General features: G+C 73.7%; 15 protein-coding genes. 5 read left to right on the top strand and 10 right to left on the bottom strand.

Going from position 1 to position 17,089, the window contains the following annotated elements; genetic code table 11:
• Positions 1-48 precede the first annotated feature (48 nt).
• The 3 genes from AB0469_RS38655 to abc-f all read left to right on the top strand — a co-directional run bounded on the left by AB0469_RS38655 (position 49) and on the right by abc-f (position 3,779).
• Entirely contained in the window at positions 49-1,680 is a 1,632-nt protein-coding gene (locus AB0469_RS38655; RefSeq protein WP_366456287.1) for a class I adenylate-forming enzyme family protein, read from the top strand.
• Between the two features lie 48 nt (positions 1,681-1,728).
• The gene (locus AB0469_RS38650) at positions 1,729-2,028 is read left to right on the top strand and encodes an antibiotic biosynthesis monooxygenase family protein (RefSeq protein ID WP_042811379.1); all 300 of its coding nucleotides are present in this window, start codon (positions 1,729-1,731) and stop codon (positions 2,026-2,028) included.
• An 86-nt stretch (positions 2,029-2,114) separates the two neighbouring features.
• Positions 2,115-3,779 (top strand): ribosomal protection-like ABC-F family protein, encoded by a 1,665-nt coding sequence (abc-f, locus tag AB0469_RS38645; RefSeq protein ID WP_366456286.1) that lies wholly within the window; start codon positions 2,115-2,117, stop codon positions 3,777-3,779.
• On the opposite strand, the gene AB0469_RS38640 is transcribed toward abc-f, so the two are convergent.
• From AB0469_RS38640 to AB0469_RS38595, 10 genes are all read right to left on the bottom strand, one after another.
• The gene (locus AB0469_RS38640) at positions 3,769-4,761 is read right to left on the bottom strand and encodes a Gfo/Idh/MocA family oxidoreductase (RefSeq protein ID WP_366456285.1); all 993 of its coding nucleotides are present in this window, start codon (positions 4,759-4,761) and stop codon (positions 3,769-3,771) included. The genes abc-f and AB0469_RS38640 overlap by 11 nt on opposite strands.
• A gap of 50 nt (positions 4,762-4,811) precedes the next feature.
• Positions 4,812-6,254 (bottom strand): NDP-hexose 2,3-dehydratase family protein, encoded by a 1,443-nt coding sequence (locus tag AB0469_RS38635; protein ID WP_366456284.1) that lies wholly within the window; start codon positions 6,252-6,254, stop codon positions 4,812-4,814.
• The gene (locus tag AB0469_RS38630) at positions 6,244-7,020 is read right to left on the bottom strand and encodes an alpha/beta fold hydrolase (RefSeq protein ID WP_366456283.1); all 777 of its coding nucleotides are present in this window, start codon (positions 7,018-7,020) and stop codon (positions 6,244-6,246) included. The genes AB0469_RS38635 and AB0469_RS38630 overlap by 11 nt, the downstream gene beginning before the upstream one ends.
• 31 nt (positions 7,021-7,051) lie before the next feature.
• On the bottom strand, positions 7,052-7,657 hold the full coding sequence (locus tag AB0469_RS38625; protein WP_366456282.1) for a dTDP-4-dehydrorhamnose 3,5-epimerase family protein: 606 nt from the start codon (positions 7,655-7,657) through the stop codon (positions 7,052-7,054).
• Positions 7,644-8,663: a dTDP-glucose 4,6-dehydratase gene (rfbB, locus tag AB0469_RS38620; protein ID WP_366456281.1), complete on the bottom strand. Its 1,020-nt coding sequence runs from the start codon at positions 8,661-8,663 to the stop codon at positions 7,644-7,646. The genes AB0469_RS38625 and rfbB overlap by 14 nt, the downstream gene beginning before the upstream one ends.
• A 37-nt stretch (positions 8,664-8,700) precedes the next feature.
• Positions 8,701-9,666 (bottom strand): glucose-1-phosphate thymidylyltransferase RfbA, encoded by a 966-nt coding sequence (rfbA, locus tag AB0469_RS38615; RefSeq protein WP_366456280.1) that lies wholly within the window; start codon positions 9,664-9,666, stop codon positions 8,701-8,703.
• Positions 9,659-10,792, bottom strand: a complete 1,134-nt coding sequence (locus AB0469_RS38610; protein WP_366456279.1) for a DegT/DnrJ/EryC1/StrS family aminotransferase — start codon at positions 10,790-10,792, stop codon at positions 9,659-9,661. Before AB0469_RS38610 ends, rfbA begins: the two co-directional genes overlap by 8 nt.
• Complete coding sequence (locus AB0469_RS38605) at positions 10,789-11,238, bottom strand: FdtA/QdtA family cupin domain-containing protein (RefSeq protein ID WP_052291064.1); 450 nt, start codon at positions 11,236-11,238, stop codon at positions 10,789-10,791. The genes AB0469_RS38610 and AB0469_RS38605 overlap by 4 nt, the downstream gene beginning before the upstream one ends.
• A 54-nt stretch (positions 11,239-11,292) precedes the next feature.
• Complete coding sequence (locus AB0469_RS38600) at positions 11,293-12,600, bottom strand: cytochrome P450 (protein WP_366456278.1); 1,308 nt, start codon at positions 12,598-12,600, stop codon at positions 11,293-11,295.
• A 69-nt stretch (positions 12,601-12,669) separates the two neighbouring features.
• Positions 12,670-13,902 (bottom strand): macrolide family glycosyltransferase, encoded by a 1,233-nt coding sequence (locus AB0469_RS38595; protein ID WP_366456277.1) that lies wholly within the window; start codon positions 13,900-13,902, stop codon positions 12,670-12,672.
• 273 nt (positions 13,903-14,175) lie between these two features.
• Here AB0469_RS38595 and AB0469_RS38590 point away from each other — a divergent pair, with 273 nt between their 5' ends.
• Together AB0469_RS38590 and AB0469_RS38585 are read left to right on the top strand one after the other, a co-directional pair.
• Entirely contained in the window at positions 14,176-15,390 is a 1,215-nt protein-coding gene (locus AB0469_RS38590; protein WP_366456276.1) for a cytochrome P450, read from the top strand.
• Positions 15,391-15,460: 70 nt separating this feature from the next.
• A partial coding sequence (locus tag AB0469_RS38585; protein ID WP_366456275.1) for a beta-ketoacyl synthase N-terminal-like domain-containing protein occupies positions 15,461-17,089 on the top strand: 1,629 nt, incomplete at its 3' end.

Raw genomic sequence — 17,089 nt, 5'->3', positions numbered from 1 at the left:
GGAAGGCCCTGCCGCCCGCCAGGACGCAGCGCAGAGGGGAGCAGACCCGTGCCGACACCCGACCTTCCGGAACTGCCGCGACTGCCGCACCTGCCACTGGACGGACTGCTGCGCCGTGCGGCCCTGCGCGCCCCCGGGGCCCCGGCCCTGCGCGTCGGCTCCCGGACGCTCACCTTCGGCGAGCTCGACGCCCGCGCCGACCGGATCGCGGCCTACCTGGAGTGCTCGGTGGGCCGCCGCGGCGCCCGCGTGGCCGTCGTCAACACCCTCGACGCCGAGTTCGCCGCCGCCTACTACGCCACCGTCCGCAGCGGGAACACCGTCGTCGTCCTCAACCCGCTGCTCTCGCCCGCCCGGACGGCGAAGGTGCTCGCCGCGGCCGGCGCCGAGCTGGCCTTCGCACCGCGGGCCGTCGCCGAGACGCTGTGCGCGCTGCCCGACCGGCCGGAGAGCCTGTCCCTGGTCCTGGTCACCGGGGCCGACGACGGCCCCCTGCCCGATGCCGCCGTCCCTCTGGACCTCCTCCTCGACGCCGTCGCCCCGGCCGCCGGGTCCACCGCCCCGCGCCCGGCCGTCACCGTCGACCTCGACGCCGAGGCCTGCGTTCAGTTCACGACCGGCACCACCGCCAGCCCCAAGGGCGTCCGGCTGACCCACCGCAACCTGGTCGCCAACGCCCTCCAGACGGCCCTCGCCCACCGCCTCGACGAGGACTCCACCACCCTCGTCCACCTGCCGCTGTACCAGCCGATGCACCTCAACTCGGCCGTCTACGCGGGCGCCTGCCAGGTCCTGTGCCCCGACCCCGACCCGCTCGCCTCCTTCGCCCTCGCCGAACGGGCCGGCGTCACCCACTACTACGCGCTGCCCGCCCGCCTCCACCGCCTGGCCGCCGACGAGCGGCTGCGCGGCGGCGGCCCCCTGCCGGGCCTGCCCGCCGGCCCCCGGCTGACCGCCGTCCTGTCGGGCGGCAGCGCCCTGGACCCGGCCGCCGCCCGCACCCTCGCCGAACGGCTCGGGGTCCCCGTCGTCCAGGGCTACGGCATGACCGAGCTCTCCCCGCTCACCCACTGCCAGCGCCCCGACGACCCCACCGGCACCGGCTCGGTCGGCGCCCCCGTGGCCGGCACCGGATGCCGCGTCGTCCACCCCGACACCGGCGTCCCCCTGGCTCCCGGGGAGAGCGGCGAGGTGCAGGTGCGCGGCCCCCAGCTGATGGCCGGCTACCTCGGCCGCGACGAGCCCCCCGCCGGCCCCGACGGCTGGTTCTCCACCGGCGACGTCGGCCGGATCGGCCCGGGCGGGGAGCTGTTCCTCGTCGACCGGCTCGGGGACGTCTTCCTCCACGACGGGGAACTCGTCTCGCCCAGCGCCGTCGAGCGGGTCCTCGGCTGCGACCCCCGGGTCGCCGAGTGCGCGGTCGTCGGCTGGCCCGACGCCGTACACGGGGCCGTCACCTGGGCCGGGATCGTCCTGCGCGACCAGGACGCCGAGGGGGCCGACCCCGCACCCGTGCTGGAACAGATCGCCGCGCGCGCCAACGAGCGCCTCGCGCCCTACGAGCGCATCCGGCGCGTCGAGGCCATCGACGCCGTCCCGCGCACCCCCGTCGGCAAGCCGGTACGGGGCACGCTGCGCCGCAGCGTCCGTACCCGCGCGGCCGCCGAGGCGACCGTCTGACCGCCACGCCCACCCTTCCCGCGACCGACCCACGAAGGAGCGCCCGTCATGGTGACCTACGTCAACAAGCTGAACGTCCACGGCGACCTCGTCCGCTTCCTCGACGCCAAGAGCCGCCTGACCCGCTTCGTCAGCGCCCAGCCCGGATGCGTCAGCCACCAGACCCTGCGCCTGGTCGGCACCGCCAACTTCTTCGTGGAACTCTCCGTCTGGGAGGACACGGCGGCCCACCGCGCCGCCGTGTCCAGCGAGGGCTTCCGCGAGCTGGCCCGGGAGCTCGCCGTCCTCGCCACCCGCGAGCAGGGCCTGTACGAAGCGCTCCCCGAGGCCCCCGCCACCGCCGCCTGACCGGGGATCGAGCCGCGTTCCAGCCGGACTCCAGTACGGCGGGACAACGTCGAGACCGCACCGACCGCACGACCAGGAGCATGTCCATGCGAATGTCCTCACCCACCGCGTCCCGGGTGCACTCCCAGCTCACGCTGGACGAGGTCACCAAACGCTATGACGACCACGTCGTGCTGGACCGGGTGTCGCTGACGGTCAAACCCGGTGAGAAGGCGGGCGTCATCGGCGACAACGGCTCGGGCAAGTCCACCCTCCTGCGGCTGATCGCCGGGGTGGAGGAAGCCGACAACGGCGAGCTGACCGTCACCGCCCCCGGCGGCGTCGGCCACCTCCCGCAGCGCCTGGAGCTGCCCGCCGGGGCCACCGTCCGCGACGTCCTGGACCAGGCGTTCGCGGACCTGCGGGACGTGGAGCGCCGCCTCCACGCGGCGGAGGACGCCCTCGTCGACGACGACCCGCGGCTCCTGGAGGAGTACGGGGACCTGCTCGCCGAGTTCGAGGCGCGCGGCGGCTACGAGGCCGACGCCCGTGCCGACGCCGCCCTGCACGGCCTGGGCCTGCCCCACCTGGACCGCGACCGGGCCGTCGACACCCTGTCCGGCGGCGAGCGCTCCCGCCTCGCCCTGGCCGCCACCCTGGCCGCCGCCCCCGAGCTGCTGCTCCTCGACGAGCCGACCAACGACCTGGACGACCAGGCCGTGGACTGGCTGGAGAAGCGGCTCCAGGACCACCGCGGGACCGTCGTCGTCATCACGCACGACCGGGCCTTCCTGGAGGCGGTGACCTCCACCATCCTGGAGGTGGACCCCGACACCCACACCGTCAACCGGTACGGGAACGGCTACCAGGGCTACCTCACCGCCAAGGCCGCCGCCCGCGCCCGCTGGGAACAGGAGTACGAGGACCACCTCCAGGAGATCGCACGCCAGGAGAAGCTCGCCGAGAACGCCGGCCGGATGCTCGCCACGATCGCCAAGAAGGGCCCCTGGGCCTTCAGCGGCTCCGAGCACCACCGGGCCCGCTCCTCCTCCTCGTCCACGTCCAGCAAGGCCCGCAACGCCAACGAGCGGCTGCGCCGGCTGCACGAGAACCCCGTCCCGCCGCCGCCCGAACCGCTGCGCTTCACCGCCTCCCTCGCCCTCGGCGAGGACCCGGCCCCGGAGCAGGAGCGGGGTCCGCTGACCGAGCTCGCCGACGTCGAGGTGGCCGGCCGGCTGACGATCGACGCCCTGTCGATCGCGCCGGGCGAACGGCTGCTGATCACCGGGCCGAACGGCGCCGGCAAGAGCACCCTGCTGCGCGTCCTGGCCGGGGACATCGAACCCGACCGGGGCACCGTCCGCCGGGCCGCGCACATCGGCTGGCTGCGCCAGGACGAGACGCCCAAGCACCCCCGCCGCTCGGTCCTCGCCGAGTTCGCCGAGGGCCGCCCGGGCCACCCCGACGAGTACGCCGAACAGCTCCTGTCCCTGGGCCTGTTCCGCGCGTCGGAACTGGAACTGCCGGTGGGCTCCCTGTCGGTGGGCCAGCGCCGCCGCATCGACGTGGCCCGCCTGGTGACCCGCCCGGTGGACCTGCTGCTGCTCGACGAGCCGACGAACCACCTGTCGCCGCTGCTGGTGGAGGAGATGGAGGAGGCCCTGGCCCAGTACACCGGCGCCGTGGTCACCGTCACCCACGACCGGCGGATGCGCCGCGGGTTCCAGGGCTCGCACCTGGAGCTGGAGGGCGGCCTCGCCCTCACGCGCTGACGCGCAGCGCCGCCCCCCGGACCTCGTCCAGCAGCCCGGCCTGCCGCCTCGACTCCGCGTCGAGCAGCGGCAGGCCGGGCCGCGTCGGGGCGGGGGAGGCGACGGCGGCGGCGAAGAAGGCGAGGACGGCCTCGAAGTGGTCCTCGGCCGGCACGCGCAGCTCCGTGACCTCCGTGCCGGTCCGCAGGAGGACGACGGGGGAGTGGTCGGGCGCCGTCGTGTACACGTGCTCGACGGACAGGGCGCCGGCGCTGCCCTGGACCTCGTACCAGGACCGGTAGTGGTGCTCCATCCCCCACCGCACCTGCGCGGTCGCCCCGTCGGGCGCGGCGAGCAGGGCGGAGCCCGACAGGTCGACGCCGCGACGTCCGTCCTCGCGCAGCACCGCCCCGGCCACCGTGAGGTCGGTGCCGAGGAGGCGGAGGGCGGCGCGCAGCGGGTAGACCCCGTTGTCGAGGAGGGCGCCGCCGCCCAGCGCGGCGTCGTAACGGGTGTCGCCCTCCGGGCGGGGCGGGATGGTGAAGGCGGCGGACACCGCGCGGACGGTGCCGAGGACGCCCGAGCCGAGCAGCCCGGCGACCGTCCGCTGGGTGGCGTGGTGGAGGAACATGAAGTTCTCCAGCAGCACCAGCCCCCTCCGCCCGGCGAGTGCGAACAGCCGCCGCGCGTCCGCCCCGTTCGTCGCCAGGGGCTTCTCCACGAGGACGTGCTTGCCGGCCTCCAGCGCCCGCTCGGCCCACTGGGCGTGCAGCATCGTGGGCAGGCACACGTAGACGGCGTCGACGTCGGGGCGGGCCAGCAGCTCCTCGTACGAGGCGGCGGGCTCCCCGCCGAATCGGGCCGCGAACGCGGCCGCCCGCGCGGGGTCCCGGGCCGCGACGGCGGCGAGCGCCGCTCCGGGGGTACGGGCCAGCGCGGGCAGGGTGCGGCGGGCGGCGATGTCGCCGCAGCCGAGCAGGCCGAGGCGCAGGGGTGCGGGCATGGGCGTCCTCGGGGGTGCGGGGTGCGCGGCTGCGGGCCGGGCGGGGGCGTTCAGTACAGGGTGTGGGCGCAGACGACGAGCGTGCGCAGCTCGACGTCGAGGTGGTTGCCGTACGCCAGCAGTTCGGTGAGCTGGGCGAAGGTCAGCCAGGCGAAGTCCTCGGGCAGCTCCTCGCCGAAGTCCTCGCCGGCCTCGACGATCACGTACCGGTTCTCGGCGTGGTGGAAGCGGCCGCCCTCCTCGGACTGCACCGCGTCGTAGCGGACCCGGCCGGCGGGCGCCGCCAGCACGTCCGCGAGGAACGGCGGGAACGGCTCGCGGCCCGGCCCGGTGTGGTCGGCCGGCCGGCAGTGCACGGTCGGGGCGAGCTCGGCGACGTTGAGGTGGCCGACGTCCACGCGGGCCTGCACGAGGGCGTGCAGGACGCCGCCGACGGGCTTGACCACCAGCGCCATCAGTCCCGGCACCTGCGGCTGGATCAGCGGCTGGCTCCAGGAGGCCACCTCGCGGTTGCTGGCGGAGACGTCGGCGCCGATGACCCGGAAGCGGCGGCCGCCGGTGTGGCCGATCTCGCGCGCGGTGCGCAGCCAGCCGTCCTCGGCCACCTCGTCCAGCGGGACCCGCCGCTGGACCAGTTCCCGCCGGGCGCGGATCCCGGTCAGCCAGCTGAGGATCTCCGCGGGGGTGTGCCGGGCGGGCGCCGACGCGTCGTGGAAGGAGCGCAGCACCGGCGTGGCGGGGCCGTCCCCGTCCGAGGCGCCGGCGGTGGGCAGGCAGGCGAGGATCGAGCGGGTGTCCATGTTGACCACGTTGTCCAGGCGCAGCAGCCGCAGCAGCTGGCCGAGGGTCAGCCAGCGGAAGTCCGGGCCCGTCTCGACGTCCTCGTCGACCTCCACCACCATGTTGCGGTTGCGTTTGGCGAGGAACCAGTCGGCCTGCTCGGACTGGAGGGCGTCGACGAGCACCCGGGCCCGTCCGCGCTCCAGGAACAGGTCCAGGTACGGGATCCCGCGCCCCCGGTGCACTCCGGTGAAGTTGCTGCGGGTGGCCTGCACGGTCGGGGAGAGCTGGAGCGTGTTGACGTTGCCCGGCTCCATCTTGGCCTGCATCAGGAAGTGGAGCACGCCGTCGATCTCGCGCGCGACGATGCCCAGCAGGCCGATCTCCGGCTGCACGATGATCGGCTGCTTCCAGCCCCGCGCGGGCAGGCCGTCGGCGTGCACGTGGAGGCCCTCCACGGAGAAGAACCGGCCCGACTCGTGCCGCAGGTTGCCGGTGCCCTCCTCGAAGTACCAGCCGCGCAGCTCGGCGAACGGGACCGGGGTCACCCGGAAGTCGCCCGCCCGGGCCTGCCGGGCCAGCCAGCCCGGCACACCGTCGACCGGCATGACCGGGCTGTCGGGCGTACGGGCCGACAGCAGGACGCGGCGGGCGGTGTCCGCCCGGTCGGCGGCCGCGGCCGCCCGGGGTGCGGCGGTGGTCTCAGAGGGCATCGGCCAGGGCCCCCTCGATGACGGCGCGGACCTCGTCCGGGCGCTCGTTGAGGAAGAAGTGCCCGCCGGGCAGCACGCACACCCCGAACGGGCCGGCCGCCACCTCCGACCAGCGGCAGGCGTCCCGTACGGGCACGTTCGGGTCGCGGTCGCCGGTCAGCACCGTCACCGGTGTCCGCAGGGCCTCCCCCGGCCGGTACCGGTACGCGCCGGCCAGCTCGTAGTCGCTGCGCAGGGCGGGCAGCACCATCCGCAGCAGCTCCTCGTCCCGGAGGACCGCCGGCTCGGTGCCCTGCAGGCGGGCGATCATCGAGATCAGGGCGTGGTCGTCCAGCAGGTGCCCGGTGTCGCGGCGCGGCACGGTCGGTGCCCGGCGGCCCGAGAGGAACAGGTGGACGGGCCGCTCCCCGAGCCCGGCGAGCCGGCGGGCCGTCTCGAAGGCGAGGGTGGCGCCCAGGCTGTGCCCGAACAGGGCGAACGGCCGGCCGGTCCACTGCCGCAGCTCCGGCAGCAGCGCCTCCACGAGCTCCTCGACGCTCCGGGCGAAGGGCTCCGCGCGACGCTCCTGGCGGCCCGGGTACTGCACGGCCAGCACCTCGACGCCCAGCGGCGCCAGGGAGGAGGCGAGCGTGAGGTAGGAGCTGGCCGAGCCACCGGCGTGGGGGAAGCACACCAGCCGCACGGCCGCGGCCTGGAGCGGGCGGAAGCGGCGCAGCCACGCGTCGGAGACGGGCGCCGGGGCGCGTGTGGCGGTGGGCGTGGTCACGGGCGGATCAGCTCCTCGGGCGGGTCTGGCGTCAGGAGTGCGGCACGGTGCGCGGGTGCGGCGGTGCGGCGGGGGCGTAGCGGGGCAGCCGGCCGGACGCCAGGACCTCGGCGAGCGGGGGCGCCGCCGCGTCCTTCGGGGAGCGGACGGGCGGCCCGGTGAGCCCCCACGGCAGGGCCAGTTCCGGGTCCAGCGCGTCGAGGTCGACCATCGCCCCCGGCACGTACTCGGCGGACAGCAGGTAGGTGACGCAGGAGCCGTCCTCCAGGGCGAGGAAGGCGTGCCCGATGCTGCCGGGCAGGTACAGGGAGACGCCGTCCCCGGCGTCGAGCCGGGTCATCGCGTACCGGCCGAAGGTGGGGGACCCCACCCGCAGGTCGACCATGAAGTCGAGGACCGAGCCGCGCACGCAGGTGACCAGCTTGCTCGCGTCGCCGGGCACGTCCCCGACGTGGATGCCGCGCAGGGTGCCCCGGCGGGACACGGAGCTGTTGACCTGGCGGACCGTGAACGGCAGGCCCGTCTCCTCGGTCAGCCGGCTGTACCGGGCCGTCTCGTAGAAGTGGCCGCGCTCGTCCTCGTACCGCTGCGGGAAGATCCGGTACGCGCCGGGCAGCTCCGTCTCAACGATCCGCACGCGCGCCACCCCCGCCCGTCCCGGCGGCCGCAGGGGCGGCCTTCAGCGGCTCCCACCAGGCGCGGTTCTCCCGGTACCAGGCGACCGTGTCGGCCAGCCCCTGCTCGAAGGGCACGCGCGGGGCGTACCCGAGCTCGGCGGAGATCTTCGCGATGTCCACCGAGTAGCGGCGGTCGTGGCCGGCCCGGTCCGCGACCCTCCGTACGGCCGAGGCGTCCCGCCCGCACAGCTCCAGCAGCCGCCCGGTCAGCTCCGCGTTGGTCAGCTCGGTGCCGCCGCCGATGTTGTACACCTCGCCCGGCCGCCCCTTCACCGCGACCAGCGCGATGCCCCGGCAGTGGTCGTCCACGTGCAGCCAGTCGCGGCTGTTGCCGCCGTCCCCGTACAGCGGGACGCCGAGACCGTCCACCAGGTTGGTGGTGAACAGCGGGACCACCTTCTCCGGGAACTGGTACGGCCCGTAGTTGTTGGAGCAGCGCGTCACGCACACCTCCAGCCCGTGCGTGCGGTGGAAGGCCAGCGCCAGCAGGTCGGAGGCCGCCTTGGACGCCGCGTACGGGGAGTTGGGCTGCAGCGGGTGCTCCTCGGGCCAGGAGCCCTCGGGGATCGACCCGTACACCTCGTCGGTGGAGACGTGCACGAACCGGCCCACCCCGGCGTCCACCGCCGCCTGGAGCAGCGTCTGCGTGCCGAGCACGTTGGTCCGTACGAACGCCGACGCGTCGGCGATCGACCGGTCCACGTGCGACTCGGCGGCGAAGTGCACCACCAGGCCGGTGCCCGCCATCAGCTCCGCCACCAGCGCGGCGTCGCAGATGTCGCCGTGGACGAACTCCAGCCGCGGGTGCCCGGCCACCGGGTCCAGGTTGGCGGGGTTCCCCGCGTAGGTGAGGGCGTCCAGCACCACCACCTCGCCCTCGCCGAGGTCCGGGTAGGCACCGGACAGCAGCTCTCTGACGAAGTGCGAGCCGATGAAGCCCGCACCTCCGGTCACCAGGACGCGCATCGCGAAGGGCCTTTCTGGAAAAAGGGGGGACGGTTGCTCAGGCGGCCGGGGTGTCGGCCCGCTCGCTGCGCGCGGCCCGCCCGGCGAGCTGGCGCACGTAGTTGCCGTAGCTGGAGTCGCCCAGCTCGCGGCCGAGCGCGAAGCACTGCTCGTGGCTGATGAACCCCATCCGCAGGGCGATCTCCTCCACGCAGGCGATCCGTTCGCCCTGCCGCTGCTCCAGCAGCTGCACGTACTGGCCGGCCTGGAGCAGCGAGTCGTGCGTGCCCATGTCCAGCCAGGCGAAGCCGCGCCCCAGCTCGTTGAGCCGGGCCCGGCCCTGCGCCATGTACACGCGGTTGACGTCGGTGATCTCCAGCTCGCCGCGCGGTGACGGGGTCAGCCCCTTCGCGATCTCCACGACGTCGTTGCCGTACAGGTACAGGCCCGTCACGGCCAGGTTGGAGCGGGGCACCGCCGGCTTCTCCACGAGCGAGACCAGGCGCCCCTCGGAGTCCAGTTCGCCCACGCCGTAGCGCTCGGGGTCCTGCACCGGGTAGCCGAACAGCTCCGCGCCGTCCAGGCGGCGGGCCGCCTGCTGGATCAGGGTGGAGAAACCGGGGCCGTGGAAGACGTTGTCGCCGAGGATCAGCGCCACCGGGCTGTCGCCGATGTGCTCCTCGCCGATCAGGAAGGCCTCCGCGATCCCGCGCGGCTCGTCCTGCTCCGCGTACGTCAGCTCCAGGCCCAGCTGGGAGCCGTCGCCGAGGAGCGAACGGAACATCTCCAGGTGGTTCTTGGCCGAGATGATCTGGATCTCGCGGATCCCGGCCAGCATCAGCACCGACAGCGGGTAGTAGATCATCGGCTTGTCGTAGACCGGCAGGAGCTGCTTGGACAGCGTCCCGGTCAGCGGGCGCAGCCGGGTGCCGCTGCCGCCCGCGAGGACGATGCCCTTGAGCGGGCGGCGGGACCCGTGGCCGCCGAGCGTGGCGACGCCCGGAAGGGTCGGAACCTCAATCATGACTGCTCTCCGTGGCCTCACGGACCGCCGAGATGACGGTCTCCACATCCTTCGCGGTCAGCTGCGGCCCCATGGGCAGGCTCAGCACCTCGGCGGCCAGCCGCTCGGAGAGGGGCAGCGGGCCGTGCGCCGTACCGGCGTAGGCGGGGGACCGGTGGACGGCGACCGGGTAGTGGACCAGGTTCTCCACCCCGGCGTCCGTCAGCGCGGCGCGCAGCCGGTCCCGGCCGGCGCAGCGGATCACGTACTGGTGCCACACCGGCTCCGCCCAGCCCCGCACCCCGGGCACGGTGATCCCCGGCAGGCCGGCGAGGCCCTCGGCGTAGGCGTCGGCGACCGCGCGGCGGCGGGCGTTCCAGGCGTCGAGCCGGGGCAGCTTGACCCGCAGGGCCGCCGCCTGGATCTCGTCGAGGCGGGAGTTGGTGCCCTGCTCCTCGTGCCGGTACTTCACCCGGGAGCCGTAGTTGCGCAGCAGCCGGATCCGGTCCGCGAGCCCGCCGTCCGAGGTGACCACGGCCCCGGCGTCGCCCAGGGCCCCCAGGTTCTTGCCCGGGTAGAAGCTGAACGCCGCCGCGTACCGGGAGCCGATGCGCCGGCCCCGGTACCGGGCCCCGTGCGCCTGGGCGGCGTCCTCGACGACCGCGATGCCCCGGGGGGCGGTCACGGCGTCCAGCGCGTCCAGGTCCACTGGGTGCCCGTAGGTGTGCACCGGCATCACCGCCCGGGTCCGCGGGGTGATCGCGGCCTCGACCCCGGCCGGGTCGATCAGGTACGAGTCCGCCTCCGGCTCCACCGGAACCGGCCGGGCGCCCGTCGCGGACACCGCGAGCCAGGTCGCGACGAAGGTGTGCCCGGGGACGATCACCTCGTCGCCCGCGCCGACGCCCAGTGCGCGCAGCGTCAGCTCCAGGGCGTCCAGCCCGCTGCCGACCCCGACGCAGTGGTCGTTGCCGCAGTAGCCGGCGAACTCCTCCTCGAAGGCCTCCAGTTCGGGCCCCAGCAGATAGCGGCCGGAGCGCGTCACCCGCAGCACCGCCGCGTCCAGCTCCTCCTGGAGGCCGTCCAGGGCGTGCAGGTCCCGCAGGTCGTGGAAGGGCACGCGGGCCGCGGCGGTCGCCGTCGTCACAGCCACCCCTTTCGAGCGTCGGCCAGGAACTCGTCGTAGTCGCGGTAGTAGTCCGCCTCGTCGTAGTGCAGCGACGCCAGGACGAGGCTGACCGCGCCCTCCGAGAAGTTGCTCAGGTCCCGCCACACCATCGGCCCGACGTACAGGCCCCGGCCGGCGTCGCTGAGCTCGTACTCCGCCTGGTTGACCCCGTCGTCCACGGTGATGGTGAAGCTCCCGTGCACGGCGATGATCAGCTGCTCCAGCGCCCGGTGCGCATGGCCGCCGCGGGACGATCCGACATCCAGGTCGTGCAGGTAGTACACCCGTCTGATCGGGAAGCCCGCCGTCCATCCGGACTCGACGACGGACAGCTTGCCGCGCTCGTCGTTGTGCTGCTCCAAGTCGATGAAGGCGCAGGGCTTGACCCTGCCCACCTTCGCTTCCGTGGTGATGCCCACCGCCATACGATCGCGCTCCCTGGTTGCCCTGGTACGAACCGTCCCGCCCCGGCTACGGCCTCAGCTCCCGTCCCGGCCGGCGGCCGGGCGGACGACGGAGACCGGCAGGTGACGGGCGGTCAGCTGGTCGGCCTCGTAGAACTCCGCCTTGTCGTGGTGGACCGTGAACGACTCGAAGGCGTCGAAGGCCAGGTTCAGGAACACCTTCGCCTCGATCCGGGCCAGGAACGCCCCGAGGCAGTGGTGGATGCCGTGGCCGAACGCCATGTGCTTGTTCGCGGACCGGTGGACGTCGAAGGTGTCCGGGTCCGGGAACTGCGTCTCGTCACGGTTCGCGGACGCGCTCCACGCCGTCACCATCTGGCCGGCCTTCATCGGCACGCCCAGGATGTCGGTGTCCTGCGTCAGCAGCCGGAAGATGTTGTTGAACGGGCTGCGGTAGCGCAGGGTCTCCTCCACCGCCGCCGGGATCAGCGACCGGTCGGCGCGCAGCTCCGCCTGGACCCCGGGGTGCTCGTCCAGCACGATGAACAGGTTGCTCAGCAGGGTGGCGCTGGAGATGTGGCCCGCCGTCAGCAGCAGCGCCACGATGTTGACGATCTCCTCGTCGGTGAGCCGGCGGCCCTCCACCTCGGACTCGATGAGCCCGCTCATCAGGTCGTCCGTCGGCTCCGCCCGCTTCTCGGCGATCTTCGCGTACAGGTACGCCGCCCACTCCTTGATGGCCGGGCCCATCGTCTCCGCGAAGTCGTCCGGGAGGTTCGGGTACTCCATGCCCTCGTTGTTGAGGATGACGTCGACCCACTCGCGGAAGAGGTCCTGGTCGGCGGCCGGCACGCCCAGCAGCTCGGCGATCACCGTCACCGGCAGCGGGTACGCCAGGTCCGTGACCACGTCGATGTCGGTCCGGTCGGCGAGCCCGGCGAGGAGCTCCTTGGTGATCTCCTCGATGCGGGGCTCCAGCGCCGCCATCCGGCGCGGGGTGAACGCCTGGCCGACCAGTCGGCGCAGCGGACCGTGCTTCGGCGGGTCGATGCCGCCGAAGGTGCCCGGACCCATCAGCAGCGCCAGCTCCTCCGGCACCGGGAAGACCGGCGAGAAGTCCGAGGAGAAGACGAGCGGGTTGGTGGAGACGGTGTTGTAGTCCTCGTACGAGAACACCTGCCAGGCGTAGCGCGTCGAGTCGTAGAAGACCGGTGCCTCGGCCCGGGCCTTCTTGAACCACTCCAGCAGCTGGGCGGCGTTCGCCTCCGCCGGCTGCGCCAGCGGGTGCGGGGGCTCCTCGGGGGCCTGCGCCCCGTCCTCGGCCACGGCCTCCAGGGCGGCGGCGTCCTCGGCCGCGGCGGCCTCGGTGGTCTGTGTCGTCATGTCGGCTTTCCTCAGCTCGGTTTCGGCAGGAGTCGGGGAGGGCGGCGGGGGCCGCGCGCAGCGGCCCGGTCAGGCACCGGCGGCGACGGGGGCCAGCAGCCCCTCGATCGCGTCGGCGGCCGCGGCGGGACCGCCCGCGGACTCGATCTCCCCGCGCAGCCGCGCCACGGCGGCCCGGACGCCCTCGTCGTCGGCGACGGCCAGCACGGTCTCCCGGATCAGCTCCGGCGAGACGTCCTTGCGCAGGATCTTGGCGCCCACGCCCAGCTGCTCGACGCGCGTGGCGGTCGCGTGCAGCTCCGCCATCTGCGGCACCGAGATCACCGGCACGCCCTCGGAGACGGCCTGGAGCACGGTGCTCGTACCGCCGTGGTTGATCATCAGGGTCGCGTGCTCCAGCACTTCGCCCTGCGGCACGAACCGGTGCACCCGGATGTGCTCCGGCACCTCGCCCAGCTCGCCCTCGGCCACCCCGCCCGCGTGCGCGATCACCACGTCCCAGTCGAGGTCCGCGAAGGCGTCCACACAGGCGCGGAAGAACGACGGCTGCTTGTTGTACAGGGTGCCCAGCGAGATCAGCGCCAGCGGCCGGCCCGTCCGCGGGGCCTCCCAGTCGCCGTGGAAGCTGTTCGCGCTCGTGCACGGCCCGACGAAGTTGACCTCCTCGCCGAAGGTGTCGCCCGCGTACTGGAACGCCCGCGGCAGGTAGACCAGCGCGGGCCCCGAGTGGACGTCGTCGGCGAACTCGCCGATGCCCTTCTCCACCCCGTGCTCCGCCAGCAGCCCCGCCACGACCCCGAACAGCTCGCCCGTCTCCGGGTCCTCCTGCTGCTCCTCGGCCGTGTCCACCGGCGGGTGCAGCGACCAGTGCTCGTTCGCCACGTACGTGGGCGTGCTCCGGATGACCGGGATCCCCCACTTCGCCGCCAGGATGTGCCCGCTCCAGAACGACGACGGGTCGCACACGAACACGTCGGGACGGTTCTCCGGGGCCCCGAAGTGCGCCTCGAACGACGGAAGCGTCTGCTGCGTCAGCGCCAGCATCCACTTCATCATGTTCAGGAACTCCTGCTGGTCGGTGTACGACGCGGAGTCCTGCTGCGGCACCATCGTGTCCAGGAACTCGTCCTGGTCCATCGGGTACGGAAGGAACTCCGCACCCGTCGCGAGCACGCGCTCGCCGTAGTTCTCCGACAGGGCGTAGCTGACCCGGTGGCCGCGCGCCACCAGCTCCCGGGCGACCGACAGCGTCGGATTCACATGACCCGCCGCAGGGAGGATGAAAAAGGCGATATGCGCCATCGAGGCAGCCTTTCGAATCTTGAAACGATGCAATGGAAATTAAGTGCACCGGCAGTCCGGGCGCAAGTACGGAGTTGACATAGTGTCCGTCCGCTCTCCGGCCGCCCCACGGCCCTGCCGGGCCCCACTAAAATCACCGTGGACCGTCACTCAATTCCCCCTGGAGTTTCCGCGGGAATTCCGCGTTAGTTGACATAGTCACCGGCCCCCTCGCGGCACGCCCACCGCACTGTTGTTGGGTGACAGGGCCCGTGCTTCAGAGGAGATCCAGCCATGAACTGCCCTCATGCCGCCGCAGGAGCCGTCCGGACCTATCCCTTCGGTGACCGCGTCGACCTCGCACTCGACCCGGCCTACGCCGAACTCCGGAAGACCGAGCCGGTCGTGCGGGTCCGCATGCCCTACGGCGGCGAAGCCTGGCTCCTCACCCGCCACGCGGACGTCAAGAAGGCCTCCGCCGACCCCCGCCTGAGCATGCACGCAGGCGCCGACCGGGACGTCCCCCGCGCCGCGCCCCGTGCCCTCGACTCCGTCGGCCTCATGGGCATGCCGCCCGCGGACCACGCCCGGCTGCGCCGCCTGGTCTCCCGCGCCTTCACCGCCCGCCGCGTCGCCGAACTGCGCCCCCGCATCGCCGAGATCACCCACGGGCTGATCGACGGGCTCGTCGCCGACGGCGGCCCCGCCGACCTCGTCCAGCGACTCGCCCTGCCGCTGCCCACCGCCGTCATCTGCGAGATGCTCGGCATCCCCCACGACGACCGGCACATCTTCCGCGCCTTCACCGAAGCCCTCATGTCGGCCAGCCGCCACACCGAGGAAGAGGTCGCCGCGGCCGCCGAGGAGTACGCCGACTACCTGCGCGGCTACGTCGCCAAGCGCCGCGAACGGCCCGAGAACGACCTGCTCAGCGCCCTGATCGAAGCCCAGGACGAAGGCGAACAGCTCAGCGGCGACGAACTGCTCATGCTGGTCGGCGGCATGCTCATCGGCGGCCACGAGACCACCGCCGGACAGCTCGCCGGCCAGATCGCCCTGCTGCTCGGCGGCGACCGCGCCCGCTGGGAGGAACTCTGCGCCCGGCCCGCACTGGTGCCCTCCGCCGTCGAGGAACTCCTGCGGATCGTCCCCCTGTGGTCCAGCGTCGGCCCCAGCCGCGTCGCCACCGAGGACGTCGAGATCGGCGGCGTCACCATCCGCGCCGGCGAGGCCGTCGTCTACTCCCTCGCCTCCGCCAACCGCGACGAGGACGTCTTCGAGGACCCCGACTCCCTCGTCCTGGACCGCGCCGCCAACCCCCACCTCGCCTTCGGCCAGGGCCCCCACTTCTGCCTCGGCGCCCCGCTGGCCCGCGCCGAACTCCAGTGCGCGATCGAAGCCCTCACCACCCGGCTCCCCGCACTGCGCCTCGCCGTCCCCCAGGAGGACCTGGCCTGGCACGAGGGAATGCTGGTACGCGGCCTCGTGGAGCTCCCGGTCACCTGGTGACCGCCCGCCGACTTTTCGCGAATTTCCGTGACCGGGAATATCGCATTTCATCTCTGGCCATGGAGAATCGATGACCCCCAAGACGGGTGAGCAGTACGTTGGTGATAACGGCATAGCCGTCGTCGGGCTCGCCTGCAGACTGCCCGGTGCGGCCACGCCCGAGGAATTCTGGCAGCTCCTGAGGAGCGGCCGGAATTCCGTCTCCCGGCAGGAGGACGGCACCTGGCGCGCCGCCCTGGAGAACCACGGCGACTTCGACGCCGAATTCTTCGGGATGACCGCTGCGCAGGCCGCCGCCACCGACCCGCAGCAGCGCCTGGTCCTCGAACTCGGCTGGGAGGCCCTGGAAGACGCGGGAATCCTCCCCGCCCGGCTCTCCGGCACCCGCACCGGCGTGTACGTCGGCATCGCCTCCGACGACTACGCCACCCTCGCGGGCCGCGCCGGCGGCGCGGGCGGCCACAGTGCCGCCGGCCGCCACCGGGCGATGGCCGCGAACCGGCTCTCCCACTTCCTCGGACTGCGCGGCCCCAGCATGGCCGTCGACACCGCCCAGTCCTCCTCCCTCGTCGCCGTCCAGCTGGCCTGCGAGAGCCTGCGGCGCGGGGAGACCGACCTGGCCGTCGTCGGCGGGGTCAACCTGATCCTCACCGAGGACAGCACCACCCTGATGGAACTCATGGGGGCCCTCTCCCCGGACGGCCGCTGCCACACCTTCGACGCCCGCGCGAACGGCTACGTACGCGGCGAGGGCGGCGCGGCCGTCGTCCTCAAGCCGCTCGCCCGGGCCCTCGCCGACGGCGACCGCGTCCACTGCGTCATCAGGGGCGGGGCCGTCAACAACGACGGCGGCGGCCCGAGCCTGACCACCCCCGACCGGGCGGCCCAGGAGGCCGTCCTGCGCGAGGCCTACGAGCGGGCCGGCGCCGACCCGGCGCGGGTCGGGCTCGTCGAACTCCACGGCACCGGCACCCGCGCCGGCGACCCCGTCGAGGCCGCCGCCCTCGGAGCCGTCCTCGGCGCGGCGCGGGCCGGGTCGCCGCTCGCCGGGTCGCCGCTCGCCGTCGGCTCCGCCAAGACCAACGTCGGCCACCTCGAGGGCGCGGCGGGCCTCGTCGGCTTCCTGAAGGCCGCCCTCGCCGTCCGCGAGGGCGAGCTCCCGCCGAGCCTCAACTACGAGACCGCGCACCCGGACATCCCGCTCGACGCGTTGAACCTGCGCGTCCAGACCGCGCTGGAGCCGTGGACCGAACCCGAGGGCCGCAGCCGGCTCGCCGGCGTGTCCTCGTTCGGCATGGGCGGTACCAACGCCCACCTGGTGCTGGAGGAGGCCCCGGCCGCAGCCCAGGCCCAGGCCGTACGGGGGCGGCCGCCGGTCGTCCCGGTGGTCGTCTCCGGCCACACCGGCGAGGGCCTGCGCGACCAGGCCGCCCGGCTCAGCGCCCACGTCGAGCACACCCCGGAGCTGGACCTCCTCGACGTCGCCCACACCCTCGCAGGCACCCGCACCGTCTTCGGCCACCGCGCGGTGGTCCTGGCCGGCGACCGGGAGGAACTCCTGACCCGCCTGGAAAGGTCGGCAGTGCACGGCGTGGCCGGGGAGACCGGGCGGGTGGCTCTGGTGTTCCCGGGTCAGGGGACGCAGTGGGTGGGGATGGGTGCGGGGCTGCTGGAGTCCTCGCCGGTGTTCGCCGCGCGG

Source organism: Streptomyces sp. NPDC093801 (assembly GCF_040701585.1).
Lineage (GTDB): Bacteria > Actinomycetota > Actinomycetes > Streptomycetales > Streptomycetaceae > Streptomyces.
Note: the sequence above shows the minus strand (reverse complement) of the source record. Positions and strands in the feature narration are given on the sequence as shown.

Coding starts and splice junctions, on each gene's coding strand:
- AB0469_RS38650 (WP_042811379.1), top strand. CDS start 1,729: ATGGTGACCTACGTCAACAAGCTGAACGTCCACGGCGACCTCGTCCGC.
- abc-f (WP_366456286.1), top strand. CDS start 2,115: ATGCGAATGTCCTCACCCACCGCGTCCCGGGTGCACTCCCAGCTCACG.
- AB0469_RS38640 (WP_366456285.1), bottom strand. CDS start 4,761: ATGCCCGCACCCCTGCGCCTCGGCCTGCTCGGCTGCGGCGACATCGCC.
- AB0469_RS38635 (WP_366456284.1), bottom strand. CDS start 6,254: ATGCCCTCTGAGACCACCGCCGCACCCCGGGCGGCCGCGGCCGCCGAC.
- rfbB (WP_366456281.1), bottom strand. CDS start 8,663: ATGCGCGTCCTGGTGACCGGAGGTGCGGGCTTCATCGGCTCGCACTTC.
- rfbA (WP_366456280.1), bottom strand. CDS start 9,666: ATGATTGAGGTTCCGACCCTTCCGGGCGTCGCCACGCTCGGCGGCCAC.
- AB0469_RS38605 (WP_052291064.1), bottom strand. CDS start 11,238: ATGGCGGTGGGCATCACCACGGAAGCGAAGGTGGGCAGGGTCAAGCCC.
- AB0469_RS38600 (WP_366456278.1), bottom strand. CDS start 12,600: ATGACGACACAGACCACCGAGGCCGCCGCGGCCGAGGACGCCGCCGCC.
- AB0469_RS38595 (WP_366456277.1), bottom strand. CDS start 13,902: ATGGCGCATATCGCCTTTTTCATCCTCCCTGCGGCGGGTCATGTGAAT.
- AB0469_RS38590 (WP_366456276.1), top strand. CDS start 14,176: ATGAACTGCCCTCATGCCGCCGCAGGAGCCGTCCGGACCTATCCCTTC.